Source organism: Paraburkholderia sp. SECH4 (assembly GCF_030511745.1).
Classification (GTDB): Bacteria; Pseudomonadota; Gammaproteobacteria; order Burkholderiales; family Burkholderiaceae; genus Paraburkholderia; species Paraburkholderia madseniana.
Map to the genome: position 1 here is coordinate 38748 of NZ_JALOCP010000046.1, position 21153 is coordinate 59900.

The 21153-nt window shown below is 61.7% G+C and carries 21 protein-coding genes and 1 pseudogene; 14 read left to right on the top strand and 8 right to left on the bottom strand.

Going from position 1 to position 21153, the window contains the following annotated elements; genetic code table 11:
- Positions 1-20 precede the first annotated feature (20 nt).
- The 7 genes from M0D67_RS36575 to ureG all read left to right on the top strand — a co-directional run bounded on the left by M0D67_RS36575 (position 21) and on the right by ureG (position 5444).
- Positions 21-824 carry a transporter substrate-binding domain-containing protein gene (locus tag M0D67_RS36575; RefSeq protein WP_266242007.1) on the top strand — a complete coding sequence of 268 codons (804 nt, stop codon included), beginning with the start codon at positions 21-23 and terminating at the stop codon, positions 822-824.
- Positions 825-995: 171 nt separating this feature from the next.
- Positions 996-1298 (top strand): urease subunit gamma, encoded by a 303-nt coding sequence (gene ureA, locus M0D67_RS36580; protein ID WP_054041799.1) that lies wholly within the window; start codon positions 996-998, stop codon positions 1296-1298.
- A 17-nt stretch (positions 1299-1315) separates the two neighbouring features.
- Complete coding sequence (locus M0D67_RS36585) at positions 1316-1621, top strand: urease subunit beta (RefSeq protein ID WP_054041797.1); 306 nt, start codon at positions 1316-1318, stop codon at positions 1619-1621.
- A gap of 55 nt (positions 1622-1676) precedes the next feature.
- A complete protein-coding gene (gene ureC / locus M0D67_RS36590) occupies positions 1677-3383 on the top strand; it encodes an urease subunit alpha (RefSeq protein ID WP_054041795.1) in 1707 nt (568 codons plus the stop codon).
- 3 nt (positions 3384-3386) lie between these two features.
- Positions 3387-4112 (top strand): urease accessory protein UreE, encoded by a 726-nt coding sequence (gene ureE / locus M0D67_RS36595; RefSeq protein WP_266242010.1) that lies wholly within the window; start codon positions 3387-3389, stop codon positions 4110-4112.
- On the top strand, positions 4099-4779 hold the full coding sequence (locus tag M0D67_RS36600; protein ID WP_266242039.1) for an urease accessory protein UreF: 681 nt from the start codon (positions 4099-4101) through the stop codon (positions 4777-4779). Before ureE ends, M0D67_RS36600 begins: the two co-directional genes overlap by 14 nt.
- A gap of 11 nt (positions 4780-4790) precedes the next feature.
- Positions 4791-5444, top strand: a complete 654-nt coding sequence (gene ureG, locus M0D67_RS36605) for an urease accessory protein UreG (protein WP_266242012.1) — start codon at positions 4791-4793, stop codon at positions 5442-5444.
- Positions 5445-5448: 4 nt separating this feature from the next.
- On the opposite strand, the gene M0D67_RS36610 is transcribed toward ureG, so the two are convergent.
- Positions 5449-5844 (bottom strand): hypothetical protein, encoded by a 396-nt coding sequence (locus M0D67_RS36610; RefSeq protein ID WP_266242014.1) that lies wholly within the window; start codon positions 5842-5844, stop codon positions 5449-5451.
- A 36-nt stretch (positions 5845-5880) separates the two neighbouring features.
- On the opposite strand from M0D67_RS36610, the gene M0D67_RS36615 reads away from it, so the two are divergent.
- The gene (locus M0D67_RS36615) at positions 5881-6309 is read left to right on the top strand and encodes a hypothetical protein (protein WP_266242016.1); all 429 of its coding nucleotides are present in this window, start codon (positions 5881-5883) and stop codon (positions 6307-6309) included.
- Between the two features lie 14 nt (positions 6310-6323).
- On the opposite strand, the gene waaA is transcribed toward M0D67_RS36615, so the two are convergent.
- From waaA to M0D67_RS36635, 4 genes are all read right to left on the bottom strand, one after another.
- Positions 6324-7640: a lipid IV(A) 3-deoxy-D-manno-octulosonic acid transferase gene (gene waaA, locus M0D67_RS36620; RefSeq protein ID WP_266242018.1), complete on the bottom strand. Its 1317-nt coding sequence runs from the start codon at positions 7638-7640 to the stop codon at positions 6324-6326.
- A 76-nt stretch (positions 7641-7716) separates the two neighbouring features.
- Positions 7717-8601, bottom strand: a complete 885-nt coding sequence (locus tag M0D67_RS36625; RefSeq protein ID WP_266242020.1) for a Kdo hydroxylase family protein — start codon at positions 8599-8601, stop codon at positions 7717-7719.
- Between the two features lie 61 nt (positions 8602-8662).
- Positions 8663-9664 carry a lipopolysaccharide heptosyltransferase I gene (waaC, locus tag M0D67_RS36630; protein ID WP_266242022.1) on the bottom strand — a complete coding sequence of 334 codons (1002 nt, stop codon included), beginning with the start codon at positions 9662-9664 and terminating at the stop codon, positions 8663-8665.
- 162 nt (positions 9665-9826) lie between these two features.
- Positions 9827-11221 carry a phosphomannomutase/phosphoglucomutase gene (locus tag M0D67_RS36635; protein WP_211705756.1) on the bottom strand — a complete coding sequence of 465 codons (1395 nt, stop codon included), beginning with the start codon at positions 11219-11221 and terminating at the stop codon, positions 9827-9829.
- A gap of 304 nt (positions 11222-11525) precedes the next feature.
- Here M0D67_RS36635 and M0D67_RS36640 point away from each other — a divergent pair, with 304 nt between their 5' ends.
- The 6 genes and pseudogenes from M0D67_RS36640 to M0D67_RS36665 form a co-directional block, all read left to right on the top strand.
- Complete coding sequence (locus M0D67_RS36640) at positions 11526-12788, top strand: oligosaccharide flippase family protein (protein WP_266242024.1); 1263 nt, start codon at positions 11526-11528, stop codon at positions 12786-12788.
- A complete protein-coding gene (locus M0D67_RS36645) occupies positions 12785-13612 on the top strand; it encodes a glycosyltransferase (protein WP_266242026.1) in 828 nt (275 codons plus the stop codon). The genes M0D67_RS36640 and M0D67_RS36645 overlap by 4 nt, the downstream gene beginning before the upstream one ends.
- 51 nt (positions 13613-13663) lie before the next feature.
- On the top strand, positions 13664-14812 hold the full coding sequence (locus M0D67_RS36650; RefSeq protein WP_266242028.1) for a glycosyltransferase family 4 protein: 1149 nt from the start codon (positions 13664-13666) through the stop codon (positions 14810-14812).
- Positions 14813-14824: 12 nt separating this feature from the next.
- Positions 14825-15847, top strand: coding sequence for a UDP-glucose 4-epimerase GalE (gene galE / locus M0D67_RS36655; RefSeq protein ID WP_266242030.1), 1023 nt, complete (start codon positions 14825-14827; stop codon positions 15845-15847).
- Between the two features lie 173 nt (positions 15848-16020).
- Complete coding sequence (locus M0D67_RS36660) at positions 16021-17460, top strand: mannose-1-phosphate guanylyltransferase/mannose-6-phosphate isomerase (RefSeq protein ID WP_266242032.1); 1440 nt, start codon at positions 16021-16023, stop codon at positions 17458-17460.
- A gap of 13 nt (positions 17461-17473) precedes the next feature.
- Positions 17474-18171, top strand: a pseudogene (locus M0D67_RS36665) (GDP-mannose 4,6-dehydratase); the annotation flags it as partial.
- 336 nt (positions 18172-18507) lie between these two features.
- On the opposite strand, the gene M0D67_RS36670 reads toward M0D67_RS36665, so the two are convergent.
- The 3 genes from M0D67_RS36670 to M0D67_RS36680 all read right to left on the bottom strand — a co-directional run bounded on the left by M0D67_RS36670 (position 18508) and on the right by M0D67_RS36680 (position 20992).
- On the bottom strand, positions 18508-18807 hold the full coding sequence (locus tag M0D67_RS36670) for a CcdB family protein (protein WP_266242034.1): 300 nt from the start codon (positions 18805-18807) through the stop codon (positions 18508-18510).
- Positions 18807-19049, bottom strand: coding sequence for a type II toxin-antitoxin system CcdA family antitoxin (locus tag M0D67_RS36675; protein ID WP_054043691.1), 243 nt, complete (start codon positions 19047-19049; stop codon positions 18807-18809). Before M0D67_RS36675 ends, M0D67_RS36670 begins: the two co-directional genes overlap by 1 nt.
- Positions 19050-20128: 1079 nt before the next feature.
- On the bottom strand, positions 20129-20992 hold the full coding sequence (locus M0D67_RS36680) for a hypothetical protein (protein ID WP_266242037.1): 864 nt from the start codon (positions 20990-20992) through the stop codon (positions 20129-20131).
- Positions 20993-21153 lie beyond the last annotated feature (161 nt).

A 21153-nucleotide genomic window follows, 5' to 3' on the forward strand; every position in this document is an offset into this window, starting at 1 on the left:
GCCACCACCGCTCGCCTAACATGACCCGATCGACCCTTCGCCCTGCGCGTCGCGCCTGGCTCGCCGCACTGCTGCTCTCGCCCGTCCTCGCCATCAATGCGCCCGCCGCCCACGCGGATACGCTCGACAACATCGCCAAAGCCGGCGTGCTGAAAGTTGCAGTTCCCGAAGACTATCCGCCGTTCGGCTCGGTCGGCGCGGATATGAAGCCGCAAGGCTATGACATCGATACCGCTGCCCTGCTCGCGAAGTCGATGAACGTGAAGCTCGAACTCGTGCCGGTCAACAGCGCAAACCGTATTCCGTATCTGCAGACGGGTAAGGTCGATCTGGTGATCTCGTCGCTCGGCAAAACGCCTGAGCGCGACAAGGTCATCGATTTCTCGACGGCCTATGCGCCGTATTACCAGGGCGTGTTCGGTCCCGCCGACATCAAGGTCACCGGCCCCGCCGATCTCACCGGCAAGACTGTCGGCGCTACGCGCGGCGCGCTCGAAGAAATCGGCCTCACGCAAATGGCGCCGAACGCCACCATCAAACGCTTCGAAGATAACAACGCGACCATCGCCGCGTTCCTCTCGGGTCAGGTGCAGTTGATCGCTGCCGGCAATATCGTCGCCGCCGCAATCAATGCGAAGAATCCGCCGCGTCGTCCGGAACCGAAGTTCGTTATAAAGGATTCACCATGTTTCGTCGGCATGAACAAAAATGAAAGCCGGCTCCAGGCGAAGGTCAACGCCGCCATCGCCCAAGCGAAGGCGGACGGCACGCTCGACACGATGTCGAAGAAGTGGTTCGGCGCGCCCTTGCCAACCAATCTGTAAGCGGGTCGTTAATTCAGCTTGATATCTTTGTAAGCTGATCTGGCAGTAAGCTTGTCGCGGTCTGTTTCGCGTCGCATTTCGAGCGGCCGCGATGGCGCACAACGAAGCGCGACCCCGATCGCATCCGACGCCTGTCCTCGCTGGGACAGGCGTAACCCAACTTGACATCCGATGAAGCTGACACCTCGCGAGAAGGACAAGCTGCTGATCTTCACCGCCGCGCTGCTCGCCGAACGGCGCCGCGCTCGCGGCCTCAAACTGAACTATCCGGAAGCGATCGCTTTCATCACCGCCGCGCTGATGGAAGCGGCCCGTGACGGCAAGACCGTCGCCGAGGTCATGCACTACGGCACCACGCTGCTGACGCGCGCCGATGTGATGGAAGGCGTGCCGGAAATGATCCCCGACATCCAGGTCGAAGCCACGTTCCCCGACGGCACCAAGCTCGTCACCGTTCATCACCCGATCCCCTAATCACGCAAGGCAGCCTCATGATTCCCGGCGAACTCCTCATCGACGACGGCGAACACGAACTCAACGCGGGCCGCGCCACCGTCACGGTGGTCGTGTCGAATACCGGCGACCGTCCGGTGCAGATCGGCTCGCACTATCACTTCTATGAAGTGAACGAGGCGCTCTCCTTCGATCGTGAAGCGGCGCGCGGCTTCCGCCTGAACATCGCGGCAGGCACCGCCGTGCGCTTCGAGCCCGGCCAGGAACGCACCGTCGAACTGGTCGAACTGGCGGGCGACCGCGTCGTCTACGGCTTCAACGGCAAGGTGATGGGCAAGCTCTGATGCGCGATCCGCGCAAGCTTGCTTTGACCACCCTGCTCATTTCCGGACCCACACCATGACATTACGCATTGGCCGCCGCGCATACGCGGAAATGTTCGGCCCCACGACCGGCGACCGTGTGCGCCTCGCCGACACCGAGTTGCTAATCGAAGTCGAACGCGACTTCACGACTTACGGCGAAGAAGTGAAATTCGGCGGCGGCAAAGTGATTCGCGACGGCATGGGCCAGTCGCAACGCGTGCACGCCGACGTGGTCGACACCGTCGTGACGAATGCGGTGATTCTCGATCACTGGGGCATCGTCAAGGCCGACATCGGCATCAAGAACGGCCGCATTGCCGCGATCGGCAAAGCGGGCAATCCCGACATTCAGCCGAACGTGACGATCGCGATCGGCGCGTCCACCGAAGTGATCGCCGGCGAAGGCCTGATCGTGACGGCGGGTGGCATCGATACGCACATTCACTTCATCAGCCCGCAGCAAATCGAAGAAGCACTCGCGAGCGGCGTGACGACGATGCTCGGCGGCGGCACGGGTCCGGCAACCGGTACGAACGCGACGACTTGCACGCCGGGTCCGTGGCATCTCGAACGCATGCTGCAAGCGGCCGATGGCTATCCGATGAATCTCGGCTTTCTCGGCAAGGGCAATGTGAGCCAGCCGCAACCGGCGCTTGAACAGATCGCCGCGGGCGCGATCGGTTTGAAGCTGCACGAAGACTGGGGCACGACGCCGGCTGCAATCGACAACTGTCTTTCCGTCGCCGACGACACCGACACGCAGGTCGCGATCCACACGGATACGCTGAACGAAGCCGGTTTCGTTGAAGCGACCGTGGCTGCGTTCAAGGGCCGCACGATCCACACCTATCACACGGAAGGCGCGGGCGGCGGCCACGCTCCGGACATCATCAAGGTGTGCGGCGAAGCGAACGTGCTGCCCTCGTCGACCAATCCGACGCGCCCGTACACCGTCAACACGCTCGAAGAGCATCTCGACATGCTGATGGTGTGCCACCACCTGGACCCATCGATTGCGGAAGATATCGCGTTTGCCGAGTCGCGTATTCGTCGCGAGACGATTGCTGCCGAAGACATTCTGCACGACCTCGGCGCGTTGTCGATGCTGTCGTCGGATTCGCAGGCGATGGGACGTGTGGGCGAAGTGATCATCCGCACGTGGCAGACCGCGCACAAGATGAAGGTGCAACGCGGGGCGCTGCCTGAAGATAACGCACGGCACGACAATTTCCGCGCGAAGCGTTACGTTGCCAAGTACACGATCAACCCGGCCATCACGCACGGTATCTCGCACGAAGTCGGCTCGATCGAGCCGGGCAAGTGGGCCGATCTGGTGTTCTGGGAGCCGGCGTTTTTCGGCATCAAACCGTCGCTGATCCTGAAGGGCGGCATGATCGCGATGGCGCAGATGGGTGACCCGAACGCGTCGATTCCGACGCCGCAGCCAGTCCACTATCGCGAGATGTTCGCGACGCGCGGCGGTGCGTTGGGACGTACTTCATTGACCTTCGTTTCGCAGATGGCTGCCGATGCGGGCGTCGGCGAACGCTATGGCCTGAATAAGCGTATCGTTGCTGTGAAGAACTGCCGCAAGATCACGAAGGCGGACATGATTCACAACGCGTGGCGTCCGGCGATCAGCGTCGATCCTGAGACGTATCAGGTCATCGCCGACGGGCAGTTGCTGACTTGCGAGCCGGCCACTGTGCTGCCGATGGCGCAGCGTTACTTTTTGTTCTAAGCCATGCGCACTATCGACAAACTGATTGCGCCGCATCTGAAGCTGGCACCGGTGCTGGTGAAGCGCGCGCCGACTTTGACGCTTGCTTTTGATGATCGCCGTAAGAGCCGTCTCGCGGCAACGCTGGATAACGGCGAGGAAATCGCGCTGCTGTTGCCGCGCGGCACGGTGCTGCGCGATGGGGATGTTCTGGTCGCCGATGATGGTGGTTTGGTGCGCGTGGTCGCTGCTCCTGAAGCCGTGCTGGTTGTCCGCGCGAAAGATGCCCTGACGTTGACGCGCGCCGCGTATCACCTCGGCAATCGTCACACGCCAGTGGAAGTCGGCGCGGATTATCTGAAGCTTGAATACGATCCGGTGCTGGCCGATATGCTGAAGCGCATCGGCGCAAGCGTGGATCAGGTGTCGATGCCGTTCCAACCGGAATCCGGCGCGTACGGCGGTGGTCACAAGCATGGTCACGATGAGACCTTTGCTGAAGACTATGCATTAGCTCAGCAGGTGTTCGGCGAGCATCATGGGCATGAGCATTCGGACGATCATGAGCATGAGCATGGGCATTCGCATGGCCATGACCACCCACACGATCATGAACACGGTCACAGCCACGCACACGGTCACTCGCACGACCATGACCACGGCAACGACCATTCGCACGATCAAAAAGAAAGCGATCACGTCCACGACGAATCGTGCGGCCACGGACATCATCACCATGCGCATCGGTGAACTCACAGCGCTGCTGCATCTCGCGTCGCCGGCATTGCCGATCGGCGCGTTCAGCTACTCGCAGGGTCTCGAAGCGGCGATTGAAGCGCAACTCATCACCGACGCGGATTCCACACGCGATTGGATCGCGAGCGGTTTAACCGACGTGCTTGCGCGAGGCGAGTTGCCGTTTCTTGCGCATCAGATGGAACGCTGGCGAGCGCACGATGCTGATGGTCTGAAGGAAGCAAACAGCGAATTCCTGGCAAGCCGCGAGTCTGTGGAACTAAGACGCGAGACGGAACAGATGGGCTGGTCACTACGCCAGTTGTGCGTGTCCCTTGAATGGGGCGACGCCGAACGGCGCACGACGCTGGCATCGCTCAAGCCCTTGGCCCAACCCACGGCTTTCGCCTTCGCCGCGTACGCACACGATGCAGCGCCTGACGCCGCGCTCGCCGCCTACGCATTCAGCTGGGTGGAAAACCAGGCCGCTGCCGCGTTGAAGGCCGTGCCACTCGGCCAACTCGCCGGCCAGCGCATCATCGTCGCGTTGCGTGAGCCGATCGACGCAGCCGTCACACGAGCCTTGGCCACGCCACCCGACAACATCAACACCTTCGCGCCGCAATTGGGCATTCTGTCGGCGCGTCACGAGTCGCAGTATTCGCGGCTCTTCCGCTCTTAAACAAATCCATCATGAACGCACCTCATCACCCCGCTCACTCGCCTGTCCGCACGAAGAAACTGCCGCCGCTGCGCGTGGGCGTCGGCGGCCCGGTCGGTTCGGGCAAGACAACGTTGCTCGAAATGCTCTGCAAGGCGATGCGCGAACAGTATGACCTCGTCGCGATCACCAACGACATCTATACGAAGGAAGATCAGCGTCTGTTGACCGTAGCGGGCGCATTGCCCGCAGAACGAATCATGGGCGTGGAAACGGGTGGCTGCCCGCACACGGCGATTCGCGAAGACGCGTCGATCAACCTCGAAGCCGTCGACCGCATGCTGACGCGTTTTCCCGATGCAGACATCGTGTTCATCGAATCGGGCGGCGACAACCTCGCGGCGACCTTCAGTCCAGAACTGTCAGACCTGACGATCTACGTGATCGACGTAGCAGGCGGCGAGAAGATTCCGCGCAAAGGCGGCCCAGGCATTACGAAATCGGATCTGCTGGTGATCAACAAGACGGACCTCGCACCGATGGTTGGCGCGAATCTGGAGGTGATGGCTTCAGACGCGAAGAAGATGCGCGGCGAGCGTCCCTACGTGATGTGCAATCTGAAGGCACTCGACGGACTGGATGTGGTGGTGAAATTTATCGAGAAGAAGGGGTTGTTGAAGGCTTAAAGCCTCATTCACCCGGATGGCATTCAAGCAGGAATGCCATCATCTCCGTCGCGTCTTTCGACAGATAAAATCGCACCATCTTCTCATTGAAGTCGCCGGCACGCTGCGCTGGGACACTAATGGCGTCGATACCATTCGACATCAATACGCCGTTCATCATGAAACGTGACGTGCGTTTGTTGCCGTCGAAGAAGAACTGCTGCAACGCGCCGAACAGGAAGAAAGCGCAACCCCGCTCAAAGGCATTCGAAACCTGATCGGTCAGCGAGCGCGTGCCAGTGGCAAAAACCCGGTTGAGTTCAGGAGCACCAGGCAAGGTCGGTAGCGGTGTGTGCCGCCCTGCTTCACCTAACGCCACATCCGGCGTGTATCGCGTTTCCTCTCCTTCGCCGCGGAACATACCCCACTCGAGGGCCTCATTGCGTGCAACAAGCCGATGCAGGTCGCAAAACGTGGCCTTGTCGAGAGCAAACCGACCGTTTTGTACGATCGCAAGCAAATGCTTCGAACTTTCCGCCAGATTCAGGACCTGCTCCTGATCAGAAATCTTCCGCCCGCCAACCGTTACGCCGTCGAGCAGCGTCTTTACCTCGGGAAACGTGAACGGATTGCCTTCAAGCACGCTCGCATCCCACACGAATTCCGGCAGCATCCGATGAAAGCGAAAGCACACCCGTTTAATGGAATGGGTCGGCAAGTCTTGCGGGATCGCGGCGCGATCCCATTGAAAGCCGAGGTCGGTGAAAAGCGTCATGGCAAATTGGAAAAGGCAGTTTGGATCACAGGACCGTCAGCGCTTAAGCCCAGTGTTGGCAGAATATACGATTTATCGGCGCGCGAAGCGATAACGCAAGCACCGCCTTAGCGGCGCTCGAACGACTACTCCGGCAACACCGCCATCAACACATCAACAGTCCGCGCCGTCGCGCCACGATGGCGCGCGGCAAACGCCGAAGCTGCACCGCCCATCGCCAGCCGCCTTGCCTTATCGCCGAAGAGCTCGCGCAACGCCCGCGCCAGATCAGCCGGATCTTGCACCTGCACCGCCGCACCCGCCGCGACCGCATCCGCAGTCGCTTGCGTGAAGTTGAACACATGCGGCCCGATCAGCACCGGCACCCCAACCGCGCATGCCTCGATCAGATTCTGCCCGCCCAGCGGCAGCAAACTCCCGCCGATAAACGCCAGATCCGAAGCCGCAAAGTAAGCGCCCAACTCGCCCATCGAATCGCCGAGCAGCACGTTGACGTCAGAAGGCAAAACAGGCACACCACCGCCTACAGTTGAAGCAGCACCCGACGCCACCGTCGCAGCAGGCGCCCATATCGAACGCCGCTCAAGACGCAAACCAGCCTTCTCGACCAGCCCCGCCACTTCATTAAACCGTTGCGGATGACGCGGCACCAGAATTAGCAACGCCTCCTCGGTACCCAGCGCCGCGAACGCCTGCAGCACCAGTTCCTCTTCGCCTTCACGCGTACTCGCCGCAACCCACACAGGCCGCGTGCCGATCGCCGCACGCCATGCATGACCACGCGCCGCCAATTCCGGTGGCGTGCTCATATCGAACTTCAAATTCCCAAGCACCGCGACATTACGTGCACCGAGTGCAGTAAGCCGCTCCGCATCCGACGGACTCTGCGCCAGCACTCGCGCAAATCCACCAAATACGTCTTTGGTCGCATGGCCGAACTTGGCCGCGCGCTTATACGAGCGCGCCGACATCCGCGCATTGGTCAGCACCAGCGGCACATCCGCGCGACGACATTCGTCGATCAACGTGGGCCACACTTCAGTTTCCATTACCAGTCCAAGCGACGGCCGCCACGCCCGCAAAAACCGCCGCACCACACGCGGCATGTCGTAAGGCAGATAGCTGCGCAATACACGGTCGCCGAAAATCTGCTCACCGGTGGCACGGCCACTCGGCGTCATATGCGTCAAAAGAATTCGCGCGTCGGGACGCGCCTTCATCAACGCATCGATCAGCGGTTGCGCAGCACGCGTCTCGCCCACCGACACCGCATGCACCCAGATCAGCGGTGCATTGTCTTCCGGCAGCCGACCGCGCGAGTAACCGAACCGCTCGGCGATATGCTCACGATAGCCACGCTCCTTGCGCGAACGAATCAGCAAGCGCAGCACGGCAAGCGGCGCGACGATCCACCAGAGCGCGTTATAAATCGCCCTCAGCATCGGGACTCCGCACGCCCGAGCGTGAATCCGAATGCAAGCGCGCGTTTCACCGCACGATCGAAACAGACAGCGGCGCTCAAACGAGAGCCCTGCCCTTCAGGCGCTCGAGAATGCCGAGCGGTGCGCAGTCCGGCTGCGCCATCGCCTTGACCGGCAGGAAGAAGGTCTGCTCCAGCATGAACTGGCCGGACATCACCGCATGCGAAGTCTGGTCGGAGAAACACACCCAGACGCTGCCCGGCGGAAACGGCATGGTCTCCTGCGGGCTCGACTTCTGATACTCGAGATCGGCCTTCATGCCGTCGTGCAGATTCAGCATCAAATGGTCGTATTCGCTACGCGGCGATTTGGTCACATGCAGCAGATTCAACAGCCACGCCGAGCCGGGCATCTGAGGTTTGATGCGCGGCAGAAAGCGCTTGGCCATATCCTCGAACGGTTCGCCGACGCGCCACACCCGCGGCGCGCCATGCGGATTCACGTTGGTGAACACGCGCAAAATGCGCTCGCCGTAATTCGGCCGCGACGGAAAGGCATCGACATGCAGACGGCTGTCGTCCTTACGCCAGGACGTCTCGCGCCCTTCCACCTGATGCAGCCGCAGGCTCGTCGGCGCGACGCGCAACCTGCTGTTGTATTCAGGAAAGAGCCCATCGACCAGCGTGCGCGCATTGGCCTGATAACGCGCGATCAACGCGCGCACGGCCGATTGCGTGACCGCATCGCCGGCCACGCCATGCAGCGCGCCGCCATTCGGCTCAAGACTGATGTTCTTGCGATTCGGATCGGCCAATGCGGGATCGAGCAAGGCCTGTTCGCCGCCTTCGATGGCAAAGTTCAGGTTCGGGAAGTACAGCACCTTGCCGCGTTCGACGCCGGCCAGCAGCATCTCGCGCGGCACGGACAGATTGCGTCCGTGCCAGTCGGCGTTCGCTACTTCGATGATCTGGGTTTCGTTCATGGTCGCCCTTGAAAACGGATGGAGCGTAAGGCGAAGCACACCGCATTACAGCGCTACAGCATTAGAGTAGGCCGAAACCGGCCAGCGCGGACTTCACTTCCTGCAGCGTGGGCGGCTTGCCGGCCGTGCCGAGATTGACGACGTTCGGCGACCAGTAGCCGCCAGTGCGCCACGCGGTGGCGAAATTGTACAACTCGACTGTCGGCCGCTTCAGCGCCGCTGCAATGTGAACTAGACCTGTGTCAACGCCGACTGTCGCGGCAGCGCCTTCGATCAGGCCGACCACCGCCGGCAATGACAGCTTGGGCGGCACGATCGCCGCACCGCCGAATTCCTTCGCCAGACGCTCGCTGGTGACGCGCTCTTCCTCGCTGCCCCAGGGCAGGACGATCGACGCGCCGCGCCGCACCAAAGACTGCCCAAGTTCGATCCACGCGGTATCGGGCCACTGCTTGTCGGCGCGCGAGGTGGCGTGCACGAACACCACGTAAGGCACCGGCAGATTCAGATTCGCCTCCGACAAAGCCAGCGCCGCGCGCCCGGTGTCGATGCCGAAGTCGATCTCGTCGGTGGGGTGCGGCTGCGGGTCGTCCAGCGCCGCGGCCACCAGTTGGCGCGTACGCTCGACGACATGGGTGCGCGGCTCGATCAGCACGCGCTTGTCGTAGAAGAAGCGCACCGGCCATTCGAAGCCCGCGCCGTCGGTACGGTTCGCGAGGCCGACCAGCGGCCCGCGCGCCATGCTCGCGACCCACGCGGTCTTGATGAGCCCCTGGCAGTCGATCACGAGGTCGTAGTTCTCGGCGGCGAGCGCGCGGCGAAACGCGCTGATCTCGCGCCAGTTGTCGACCGAGAGGATGCGCTTGCGCCAGCGCCGCAGCGACACGGGAATCGCCCGCCGCACGCCGCTGACGAGTTCCACGAGCCCCACGAAGCTTTCTTCGACGAGCCAGTCGATCTGGGCCTCGGGATGGCGGCGTCGGATGTCGGCGATCACCGGCATGTTGTGAACGACGTCGCCCAATGACGACACCCTCACGATTAGTATCTTTTGCACGCTCAAGTGTGGGAAAACCGGCTATCCGGCCCGAAGATGCTATGAAAGGACGGCAATTCTATCGCGACACCGGTAAATGGCATGAAAAAACGCGGCGCGGTAAGTGAAACCCGCGCCGCGTTCGACAGCAACCGCGGTTCACGAAGAACCGCGCCGCCGCTGGAGCTTTTAGAACGGCAGCTTCGCGTCCGGCTTCTCCGCCATGATTACGCGGCGGAAGTCTTCCTGGATGCGCTTGAGCGCTGCGTCGCTATCGGCTTCGAAGCGCATGACCACCACCGGCGTGGTGTTCGACGAACGCGCCAGACCGAAGCCGTCCGGATACTCGACACGCAAGCCGTCGATCTTCACAACGTCGTCCGCGCCGGTGAACTTCGCGTTTTGCTGCAAACGCGCGATCAGTTCGAAGTTTTCGCCTTCTTCGAGCTTCAATTGCAGTTCCGGCGTGGAATTCGAGTTCGGCAGCGAGTTCAACAGCTTGCTCGGATCTGCCACACGCGTCAGGATTTCCAGCAGCCGCGCGCCCGTGTACAGGCCGTCGTCGAAACCGTACCAGCGGTCCTTGAAGAACACGTGGCCGCTCATTTCGCCCGCCAGCGGCGCGCCGGTTTCGCGCAGCTTCGCCTTGACCAGCGAGTGGCCGGTCTTCCACATCAGCGGTTCGCCGCCCTTCTCCTTGATCCACTTGCCCAGATTGCGCGTGCACTTCACGTCGTAAATGATCTGCGCGCCCTTGTTGCGCGACAGCACTTCTTCGGCGAACAGCATCAGCTGGCGGTCCGGATAGATGATCTGGCCGTCTTTGGTGACGACGCCGAGACGGTCGCCGTCGCCGTCGAATGCGAAACCGATTTCAGCGTCCGTTTCCTTCAGCGCGCGGATCACGTCCTGGAGGTTTTCCGGGTGAGCCGGGTCCGGGTGATGGTTCGGGAAGTTGCCGTCGATTTCGGTGAACAGTTCCACCAGCTCGCAACCGAGCTTCTTGAAGAGCTTGGGCGCCAGGCCACCAGCCACACCGTTGCCGGTATCGACCACGATCTTGATCGGGCGCGCGAGCTTGACGTCGCTGGTGATGCGATCCAGATACGCATCGGCGATGTCGTACTCGGTGTACGTGCCGCTGCCTGCAGAAAAGTTTTCGTCGACGATGCGCTGATGCAGCGCGAGGATCTGCTCGCCGTAAATGGCCGCGCCGCGCAGGACCATCTTGAAGCCGTTGTAGTCAGGCGGATTGTGGCTGCCCGTCACGACGATGCACGAATCGACGCGGCGCTCGCCGCCGTCGAGCTTCAACGGCACGCTGGCCGCGAAGTAGCCGACCGGTGTCGGCACCATGCCGACGTTGACCACGTCGACGCCGGCTGCACGCAGACCGTCCGATAGCGCCTGGATCAGATCGGGACCCGACAGGCGGCCGTCACGCGCCACCACCACGGCGTCGCCGCCTTGCGCCCGCACTTCGCTGCCAAAAGCGAGACCGATCGAACGCGCTGCGTCAGTGTCGAGCGTCTTGCCGATCACACCGCGAATGTCATATGCCTTGAAAATAGATTTGGAGATCATGTTGGCTCACTTGCGTGCAATGGAAAAATTTGACCGGCGTATTGCCGAGAGATCGGTAAAACTACCTGCTAAACCGAGCGATGCGCCCTTGCCGGAAGCGATCCGGTTCCAACTTATAATTGCGCCTTTCGGACATGCCCTAATAGACATCCATTCTAATGCTTAGACGCCCTGCTTTTGCAATGTTGCCGCGACAGTCGGCCAGGTGGGCTGTTACACATTGCGCCCTGGCGCACGTTGCGTCCCCCGCACAACACCTGCAACACCTACAACGCGTGCAACCGCACAGGCGAGTGTCCACCGGATGCTGACGCTCAAACGCTTCGCCAATCCCGACGTCACGCGCGCCTTCACCAACATCGTCTGGCTCGGGCTGGAGCGGCTCACGCAGATCGGCGTGGCGATCGCGATCAGCGGCATGCTGGCGCGCTACTTCGGACCTGACACCTTCGGTAAATGGCAGTACGCGAACACGCTGCTGCTGGTGCTGTCGCCGATCACCTGGGTGTGCGGGGCGGAAATTCTGGTTCCCACCATCGTCGGCCGGCCGCCAAGTCAACTGGGCACGGTGCTCGGCAGCGCCTTCGCGCTGCGCTTTTCGGTTTCCGTGGCGGCGCTGCTGCTCACGTGGCTCGGCATCGCGCTGCACTTTTTCGACCCGCTGGTGGGCGCCATGCTCGCCGGCCTCGCGGTGACGATGCTGTTTCGCGAACCGTTCGTTGGCGTGATCAATGCGTGGCTGCAAAGCATGACGTACAGCAAGCCGCAGTTGCTCACCAGCATGAGCACCGCGGTGCTGAAGGCCGGTGTCGCCTATCTGATGGTGCGCGCAATGGCAACGCCCGCGCGCTTTGGCTGGCTGTGGGCGGTCGAATCGGCGGCCATTGGCGCGGTTCTGCTGATCTATTACACCGGCCGGCATGGCGGCAAGCTCGGCTGGCACCTCGATCGTTCGCTCTTCAAGCACTTCGCGACCGCGGGCACGGTGTTCTGGATCGGGCTGATCTGTATGTATCTGTTCCTGAAACTGGACCGACTGATGCTCGAGCGGGCGATTTCCTTCGCTGATCTCGGGCGCTATTCCGCCGCGCAGCAACTGAACGAAAACTGGATCACGCTCGCGCTGATGCTTGCGCAGACGATTGCGCCCGCCTTTGTCTACCGCGTACAGGATGCCGCGCAATTGCGCCGCAACGTGTGGCGGCTGACCGCCATGACCGCCGCGCTGATGGTAAGCGGCGCGATCGTGCTGGATCTGCTGGCGGGCTTCATCATTCGCCGCGTGTTCGGACCGGACTTCGAAGGCGCCATCGAGATTTTCCGCTGGGCCGTATGGCTTTCCGTGCCGGCCGGCATCGAAGCGATCGGCAATCTGATCGTGCTGAAATATCAGGCCAAATTCGTGTTGCTCTCGAAGTGGCTGCTGGCGCTGGCCGTTGCGTTCGTGGTCAATCTGCTGGCGATTCCGCGGCTTGGCGCTTACGGTGCGCTGGTCGGCCTCGCGGCCGGTTATCTCGCCGCCGCGTCAGTTAATCTTTATTACATTCGTTTCAAATTGCGCCCATGACGAATTCATCCGCCGCGCAGATTTCTCTCGACGACGTCGCCGTCCTGATGCCCGCGTACAACGGTCAGGCCGACGTCGATCTCACGCTGGCCTCGTTCAGCGAAAGCGCGCTGATCCACGTACTGATCGTCGACGACGGCAGCACGCCGCCGATCGTCGCGCCGGCGATCGCCAACATGAAGATCGAAGTGCTGCGCATGGCGCAGAACGGCGGCATCGAGCGCGCGCTGCAAACCGGCATCGACGCCCTTGCGCAGCGCGGCTTTCGCTACGCAGCACGCATCGACGCGGGCGACCGCAGCGTGCCGCAGCGCCTGGCCAAACAACGCATGTTCATGGAATTGCATCCGCAAGTGGCCGGCCTCGGCATGTGGACGCAGGTCGTTACGCGTGAAGGCAAGCCGCTTTTCATGCTGACGCCGCCCGCCGAACCGAACGAGATCCGGCGTCTGCGCTTCTTCCGTTCATGCCTCGCGCATCCTTCGATGATGCTGCGCATCGACGCAGTGCGCGCGGTCGGCAACTATCGCGCTGCGTATCCTTCCGCCGAAGACCTCGATCTGTTCGTGCGCCTGATGGCGCGCTACGACTGCGCGAACCTGCCGGAACTCGGGCTCTACTACGAGCTGAACGAAGGCGGCATCAGCGCGACCAAACGGCGCCGCCAGGTCAGCTCGACGCTGGGGCTGCAACTGCGCTACTTCAACGTCACCAATCTGTACGACTGGCTGGGTCTCGCCAAAAATCTGCTGCACTTCGTGACGCCTTACCGCGCATTGCAGCGGGTCAAACGCACGCTGCTCGCGCCGCGTGCGGGCCATTGATTCCGTTATGCCGTCATTCACCCTGTCATTCACCGTCGAGCCCGTTCCCGCATGAAGCCTGCCTTGAAATCGACTCCCGCGCTGCGCATTACACTCGTCTGTAACACCGCCTGGGCAATCTATACGTACCGGCAAGGGCTGATCCGCACGCTGGTTGGGCGCGGCGTCGACGTGACGGTGCTCGCGCCGCGCGACCGCACGTTCGAGCTGCTCACCGCGATGGGCTGCCGCTGCATCGAATTGCCGGTGGCGTCCAAAGGCACCAGTCCGCGCGAGGACCTGCGCACACTTTTGTCGTTGTATCGTTTGTATCGAAGCATCCGCCCGCACGTCGTGTTCCACTACACGATCAAGCCGAACATTTACGGCTCGGTCGCCGCGAAACTGGCGGGCGTGCAGTCGGTGGCGGTGACGACCGGGCTCGGTTACGTGTTCATCCAGCACAGCCGCGCAGCGCAAGTCGCCAAGAAACTGTACCGTTTCGCCTTCCGCTTCCCGCGCGAAATCTGGTTTTTGAATCGCGACGACCAGGCCGCGTTTGTCGAGCAGAATTTGTTGGTGCATCCTGAGCGTGCGCGTCTCCTGCACGGCGAAGGCGTCGATCTCGAGCAATTCGCCTTCACGCCGCTGCCGGAGCGGACGGAATTCAAGTTCGTGCTGATCGGGCGGCTCTTGTGGGACAAGGGCGTGGCCGAATATGTCGAAGCCGCGCGGCGCTTGCGTGAACGTTATCCTCAGGCGCGGTTCCAATTGCTCGGCCCGGTTGGCGTCGACAATCCGAGCGCAATCACACGCGAAGAAGTGACCGCGTGGGAGCAGGAAGGCATCATCGAGTATCTTGGCGAAGCGCACGACGTGCGGCCTTTCATCGCCGATGCGGATTGCGTCGTCCTGCCTTCATATCGCGAAGGCGTGCCGCGCACGCTGATGGAAGCATCGGCGATGGGCCGGCCGATTGTTACGACGGATGTGCCCGGCTGCCGTGAAGTGGTGGCGGACGGCGTCAATGGATTGCTGTGCGAAGTGCGCAATGCCGCGAGTCTCGCGGAGAAGCTGGCGCAGATGCTCGACATGAGCGGCGCCGAGCGCCGTGCAATGGCAGAACGCGGCCGACAGAAAGTCGCGGAAGAATTCGACGAACGCGTGGTCGTCGAAACGTATAAAGACCTGGTGCAGAAAATGACGGGCGTTTTACTTTAACGGAGCAACAGCATGACCACGAAGGGTACGATTCTGGTAACGGGCGGTGCAGGATTTATCGGCTCGCACACATGTGTCGAACTGCTCAACGGCGGTTACGACGTCGTGGTAATCGACAATCTCGTGAACAGCAACCGCGAATCGTTGCGGCGCGTGGAGAAAATCACGGGCAAGGTCGTGAGCTTCTACGAAGCCGACGCACGAGACGACGCGGCGCTCAACCGTATTTTCGACGCACACCCGATCACCGGCGCGATTCACTTTGCCGCGCTGAAGGCGGTGGGCGAATCGGTCGCCAAGCCAATCGAGTACTACAGCAATAACGTCGGCAGTTTGCTGACGCTGCTCGGCGTGATGCGCGATCGCAATGTGAAGCAGTTCGTGTTCAGTTCATCGGCAACGGTGTATGGCGTGCCGAAGAGCTCGCCGATCGATGAATCGTTTCCGCTGTCGGCGACCAATCCTTATGGGCAGTCGAAGCTGATCGCCGAGCAGGTTCTGCGTGATCTGGAAGTGGCGGATGCGTCCTGGCGGATCGCGACGCTGCGCTATTTCAATCCGGTTGGCGCGCATGAGAGCGGGTTGATTGGGGAGGATCCGGCCGGTATTCCGAATAACCTGATGCCGTATGTGGCGCAGGTTGCTGTCGGCAAGCTGGAAAAGCTCCGGGTGTTCGGTGGCGACTATGAGACGCCGGATGGCACCGGAGTGCGGGACTATATCCACGTTGTTGACCTGGCGCGCGGGCATCTGGCGGCGCTGGATGCGCTGGTTAAGCGCGATGCCAGTTTTGTCGTGAATCTCGGGACTGGGCAGGGGTATAGCGTGATCGACGTCGTCAAGGCGTTCGAGAAAGCTTCGGGGCGCCCTGTGCCTTATGAAATCGTGGCGCGGCGGCCGGGTGATGTGGCTTCGTGTTTTGCGGATCCGGCGGCGGCATTGGATGTGCTCGGCTGGCGCGCGGAGTTTGGGATCGAGAGGATGTGTGCGGATCACTGGCGGTGGCAGGCGGCGAATCCGCACGGATTCGCCTGATTCGATTTCGCCTGAGTCGATCGAAGCTCGGCGGTGGCGCGCTCTTGCAGTTGGCAGGCAAAGCGCACGGGGCGTGCCGCCATTCTTGAGCACGGGCGTGACTCAATGCTTCGTCTTATGCTTGCGCTAAGATGGGCATCTACAAAAATAAAACCGAGGGAGGAAGTGAGACCATGAACATTCATCCAGTGATTCTTTGCGGCGGAAGCGGTACCCGACTTTGGCCGATGTCGCGCGGCGGATACCCGAAGCAGTACCTCAGGTTGACCGGCGAAAACACGTTGGTTCAACAAACTGTATTGCGCCTGCGCGGCATCAGGAACGTTGCGGCTCCCATCGTCGTCACGAACAATGACCAGCGCTTTCTGGTCGCTGAACAGTTGCGACAGGTGGATATTGCACCGGCATCGATCGTACTGGAGCCTGTCAGCCGTAACACCGCGCCTGCCATTGCGGTTGCCGCGCTGGCAGCGATGCGCGAATCCGCGGAATCCATCCTGCTCGTTCTGCCGTCGGATCACGTCATTACCGGCGAGGCGGCGTTCGTCGAGGCAGCCGAAGCCGCGGCTGAGATCGCCAACGACGGTTATCTGGTCACCTTCGGCATTGCACCCACTGAGCCGCACACCGGTTATGGCTACATCCGTGCGGGTGCGCAGCTTGACGGCGACACCCATGCGTTCGCCGTGGACGCATTCGTCGAAAAGCCGGATGAGACCACGGCGCAGCGTTTCCTTCGTGAAGGAGGTTACTTCTGGAACAGCGGCATGTTCATGCTGCGGGCTTCGACCTTCATGGAAGAACTGCGCCTTTACGAGCCAGAAATCGCTGCACAGGCAGAACTTGCGCTCGACGGGGCGCAGCTCGACAACGACTTCACGCGTCTCGACGCTAAGGCGTTCGCCGCCTGCCCGAACATTTCGATCGACCACGCCGTGATGGAGAAAACGAAACGCGCAGCGGTCATTGCCACAACGAACCTCGGTTGGAACGATATCGGCTCGTGGACTGCGCTTGCTGACATTGCAGAACACGATGCCCAGGGCAATTCACTTCTCGGCGACGTCCTCACCGAATCGATGAGCAACTCATATGTGCGCGCGGAGCACCGACTGGTGGCCGCCATCGGTCTCGACAATGTCGTCATCATCGAGACCGCTGACGCGGTACTGGTCGCCAATCGGGACCAGGTGCAGGACGTCAGGAAAATCGTTGCCCAGTTAAATGCGGCGGGCCGCCACGAGTCAGTCACGCATCGTCGTGTGGCACGTCCCTGGGGCTCATACGAAGGCATCGACGGCGGCGATCGTTTCCAGGTGAAACGCATCGTGGTCCGCCCTGGCGCGCAGTTAAGCCTGCAAATGCATCATCACCGTGCCGAGCACTGGGTCGTCGTGAAGGGCACGGCACTCGTCACGAACGGTGACAACGAGATCATCCTGACAGAGAACCAGTCGACCTATATTCCACTTGGAATCACGCACCGCCTGAAGAACCCGGGCAAGATCCCGCTCGAATTAATCGAAGTGCAATCCGGCGCCTATCTCGGCGAAGACGACATTGTGCGATTCGAAGACACATATGGGCGGGCGGAGAAGGCATCGGGCTCGTAAGAGTCTGCCCGGCGTGATGCGCGATCGCCGAGTGAAGCAGTTCGTGTTCAGTTCATCGGCGACGGTGTATGGCGTGGGCGTGCCGAAGACCTCGCCGATCGATAAATCGTTTCCGCTATCGGCCACCAGTCCTTATGGGCAGTCGACGCTGATTGCGGAGCAGGTTCTGCGTGATCTGGAAGTGGCGGATGCGTCCTGGCGGATGCTTCCTGGCAGATCGCGACGCGGCACTATTTCAATCCGGTTCGCGCGCATGAGAGCGGGTCGATTGTGGAGGATCCGGCCGGGATTCCTGACAACCTGATGCCGTATGTGGCGCCGGTTGCTGTTGGCAAGCTGGAGAAGCTGCGGGTGTCCGGTGGTGACCATGAGACGCCGGATGACACCGGGGTGCGCGATTACATCCACGTGGTGGATCTGGCGCGCGGACACCTGGCCGCGCCCGATGCGCGGGTCGAGCGCGATGCGAGTTTCGTCGTGAATCCTGGAACGGGGCAACGATATGGCGTGCTGGACGTGGTCCGCTCGTTCGAGAAGGCGTCGGGCAAACCGGTGCCTTACGCGATCGTGGCGCGCCGGCCGGGCGATGTGGCTTCGTGCCTTGCCGATCCGGCCGCGACCGAGCGGATCATCGGCTGGCGCGCGGAGTTCGGCATCGAGCGCATGTGCGCCGATCACTGGCGCTGGCAGTCGATGAACCCGCGTGGGTTTGCCAGTACAGTGGGTTTGCCAGTACAGATAGCGAAGAGCAGGCAGCTTGTCGCTTCCGTGGCGCGCAGCAGCGCCAAAAACCAACCACTGTCAGATTTAGTCTAGGCTATTGCATGTAACGGTTGGAGATTGTATTCCGATGATGTTTTCAGGTAGCAAGCGGAATCGCTGCTAGCCCCGAATTCATTGAGGTTCTAGGAAAATTCACAATCCGGAACCATCTGACCTGCCCCGTCAAATCCGCGGAGCTCGACAGCAAACCTGCGGACCTGCGAACCAAAAGACAAACCCGCCGGTGCCCCATAGGGTGCACACGGCGGGCGTGGGTTACGGGCATTAGACGCCGTTGAACAGAACGTCGATTGCAGCAACTATTTCGTGAGCTCGATCTGAAAGATTGCAGACGGCTTGCTTGAGCAGTTTGACGGGCATGGCGCCCATCGACTGTGTTAGCAATACGTACTGCTTCCCCAGGATTTCGAACTGTGGATTGAGCCTGGACGCGGGAAGCCGATATTCGGACGCTTGTAGCAACGGGATCACCACTTTGGAACCGAGGTGTCCCATCGAGTCGGCCTGAATGTTCAGCAGGTATCCACGATTATCCGGATGTGGATAGACAGTGAATCGTTCCATCAAAACATCCTGTAGGCTTCGAGGGGCAGCCCGTTCTTTTCGATGTAGTCGTTGTAGTACGCGATTGCTTCCGCGTTCTCCTCCTGCCAACGAGCAGCCCGTGCCTCGGATACGGCCTTAGCCAGGCCGGCTTCGGCGGCTTGCGAAATGTTGATTCCGAGCTCCTTGGCTTCGGTCAAAAGACCTTCTGCCAGGGAGACATTGGTGGCTTTCTTCGGGACGCTGGCGTACGTGGCGACCATGGGGCTTCTCCGATCGGAATCATCCCCGCCATCATGCCACCGATGCGCATTCCGCACAACATCGCGAATGCGCATACCAGCTGATCGAATCAACTGCGCTCCTTCCATAGCTTCTCCTTGAAAATTCGCGAGAAGCGTTGCCCCAGGCGGGGGCGCGTCCCCGCGAGGGTTGAAAAGTTGCCCGCCGACCTCCCGGATGGAGGCGCAGTGGGCATTGCGACCACCTGAGCCGCCCCCCCCCCCCCGGCGCAGGTACCACTGCGCCGCCTCTTGTAATCAACGCCGAGGCCCTTCCGACGCGTTGCGACGGTACCGGAACGCTGGACGACGCGGGCTTGCTGTCAGGCACGCGTATCCTTGAAAAGGACAACGTGAGGTTTTGTCGCAGTAAGACCCGCAGAACGAACGAGATCGATATTCGCATCCCGCGTTCTGGCATCAGGCCTCACGCCGGAGGATCATGTTGTGGGTTGGACCGACACGCGGAGCGATCGTGGCTCGTCGGGCTAGGGGGCGACAATGATTTCGTCCGGTCAAGATGTTTGTCGGTAAACCGGACTTCCTGCTTGACGCTATCCAGGCAGCGCCACTCACTACGCATCAACCCGCTCCGGCAGCCAGGCAACCATGTCGAACTGCTCAAGGGATCTGGGGAGCCAGCCTGAAGTCAGGGTGACAGGCTCACACGACTGCCCTGAACCCGTACTCCCTATCCGACGGGGCCTGCAAGCCCGGCGTCCACCATCCGGGCTTGCAGATGGCCCACGATATGGCCGGGCCGCGCGCACCCCTGCGGCGGAGCGACGCTTGGCGGTTGCGCCGCGCAGTTGAGCCATCCCGTGGCTGGACCACGGTTGTGTACGAGGACGCCCGGCTTTATGGCGCGTCTCCGGGCACCGCATGCCGGGGCCCCCGGCGAACAGCTGCAGAATTGAATTGCTCAGGACATTGACATGCGCGCTCTCCGGCCCTGATTGAGCGGCGATCGGGCGGCGATTGAGCGGCGTCTGCCGGAAGCAGACTGGTCTGTCCGCCCCGGCACCTGTTCCCTGTTCCCTGCTCCATCCACCCACGCCCCGCTACATGGACTGCGCGGTTTCGCTGTTACTCATGCTCGTCTGGACGCGATCTGCGCTGCCTTCCCCGGCGTAGAGGAGGCCGCCCGGCCGGGATGCTGCAAAACGTGCGGCTTCCTCGCGCCAGGCCGAAGACGGAATGCGGGGCAACGAAAGAGCGTCCAGCGCATTGCTGATCTCGTCCGCGATGCCCAGGAGCATGCGCTGCGAAAGGACTTGCCGCATAAGCATGCGCAGTGATCCTTCTTCTGCCCCGGCGCGACGCGCCTCCTCGAGCCGGGCCTGAAAGTCGCGCTTGCCGTGGAGCACATCGCCTACCTGGGCGTGATCGCGCTTCAAACGCGCGAGCGCCGGCGTGGCACGCAGGACTGCGTCCATGCGCCAGTGGCCGAGCGCTCCGTGCTGCTCGCGGAACTGGGCGAGGATTTCATACGCCGTTTCCGCGGGCTGATCGGGCGGAGCGTCAGCAAGGATGACGCGAAGCTGCGCGGGTGCCATCCCGGCGGCCATCAGTTCGTTTGCGGCGTCGATGGTCGCGCCCTGTGACCGCACGTCGGGCGTCGCTGTCAGCACACATGCCGTGAAGTCCGCGGCCGTTCCCGGGCAATCCTTCAGAAACTGCACGAACGCGAGCCGACAGTCTTCGGCAACGTCGACCACACAGCGAGGCGCGCTCGCGGCAGTGGCATGGGCGTCCTCAAGCAGATCGGGGCGAAAGCGCAGAATTCCGGGCGCGCTGGAGATGCGCCCCCGCAAGTCGACGTTGACACGCAGCCCCCCCGTGTGGAACTGGATGAGTGGCGCGCTGATACCTTGCGTGGCTTCCTGCATGGTGCGGATGTGAACGACGAGGGTGTGGGTGTTCATCTTCTTTCTCCGTGGGTGGTGCGTTGCTGTTTTAATGCTTGGGTCGTTGCGGGCCTGGCGCAGGAACCGGCTCGGGGTCGATGCCGCGCATCGGCTCAGGACACGTTGTCGATGGCGCTGGGGATCCGCTCAAATCTGGCGGCGCCAGGTTGACGGCGGCG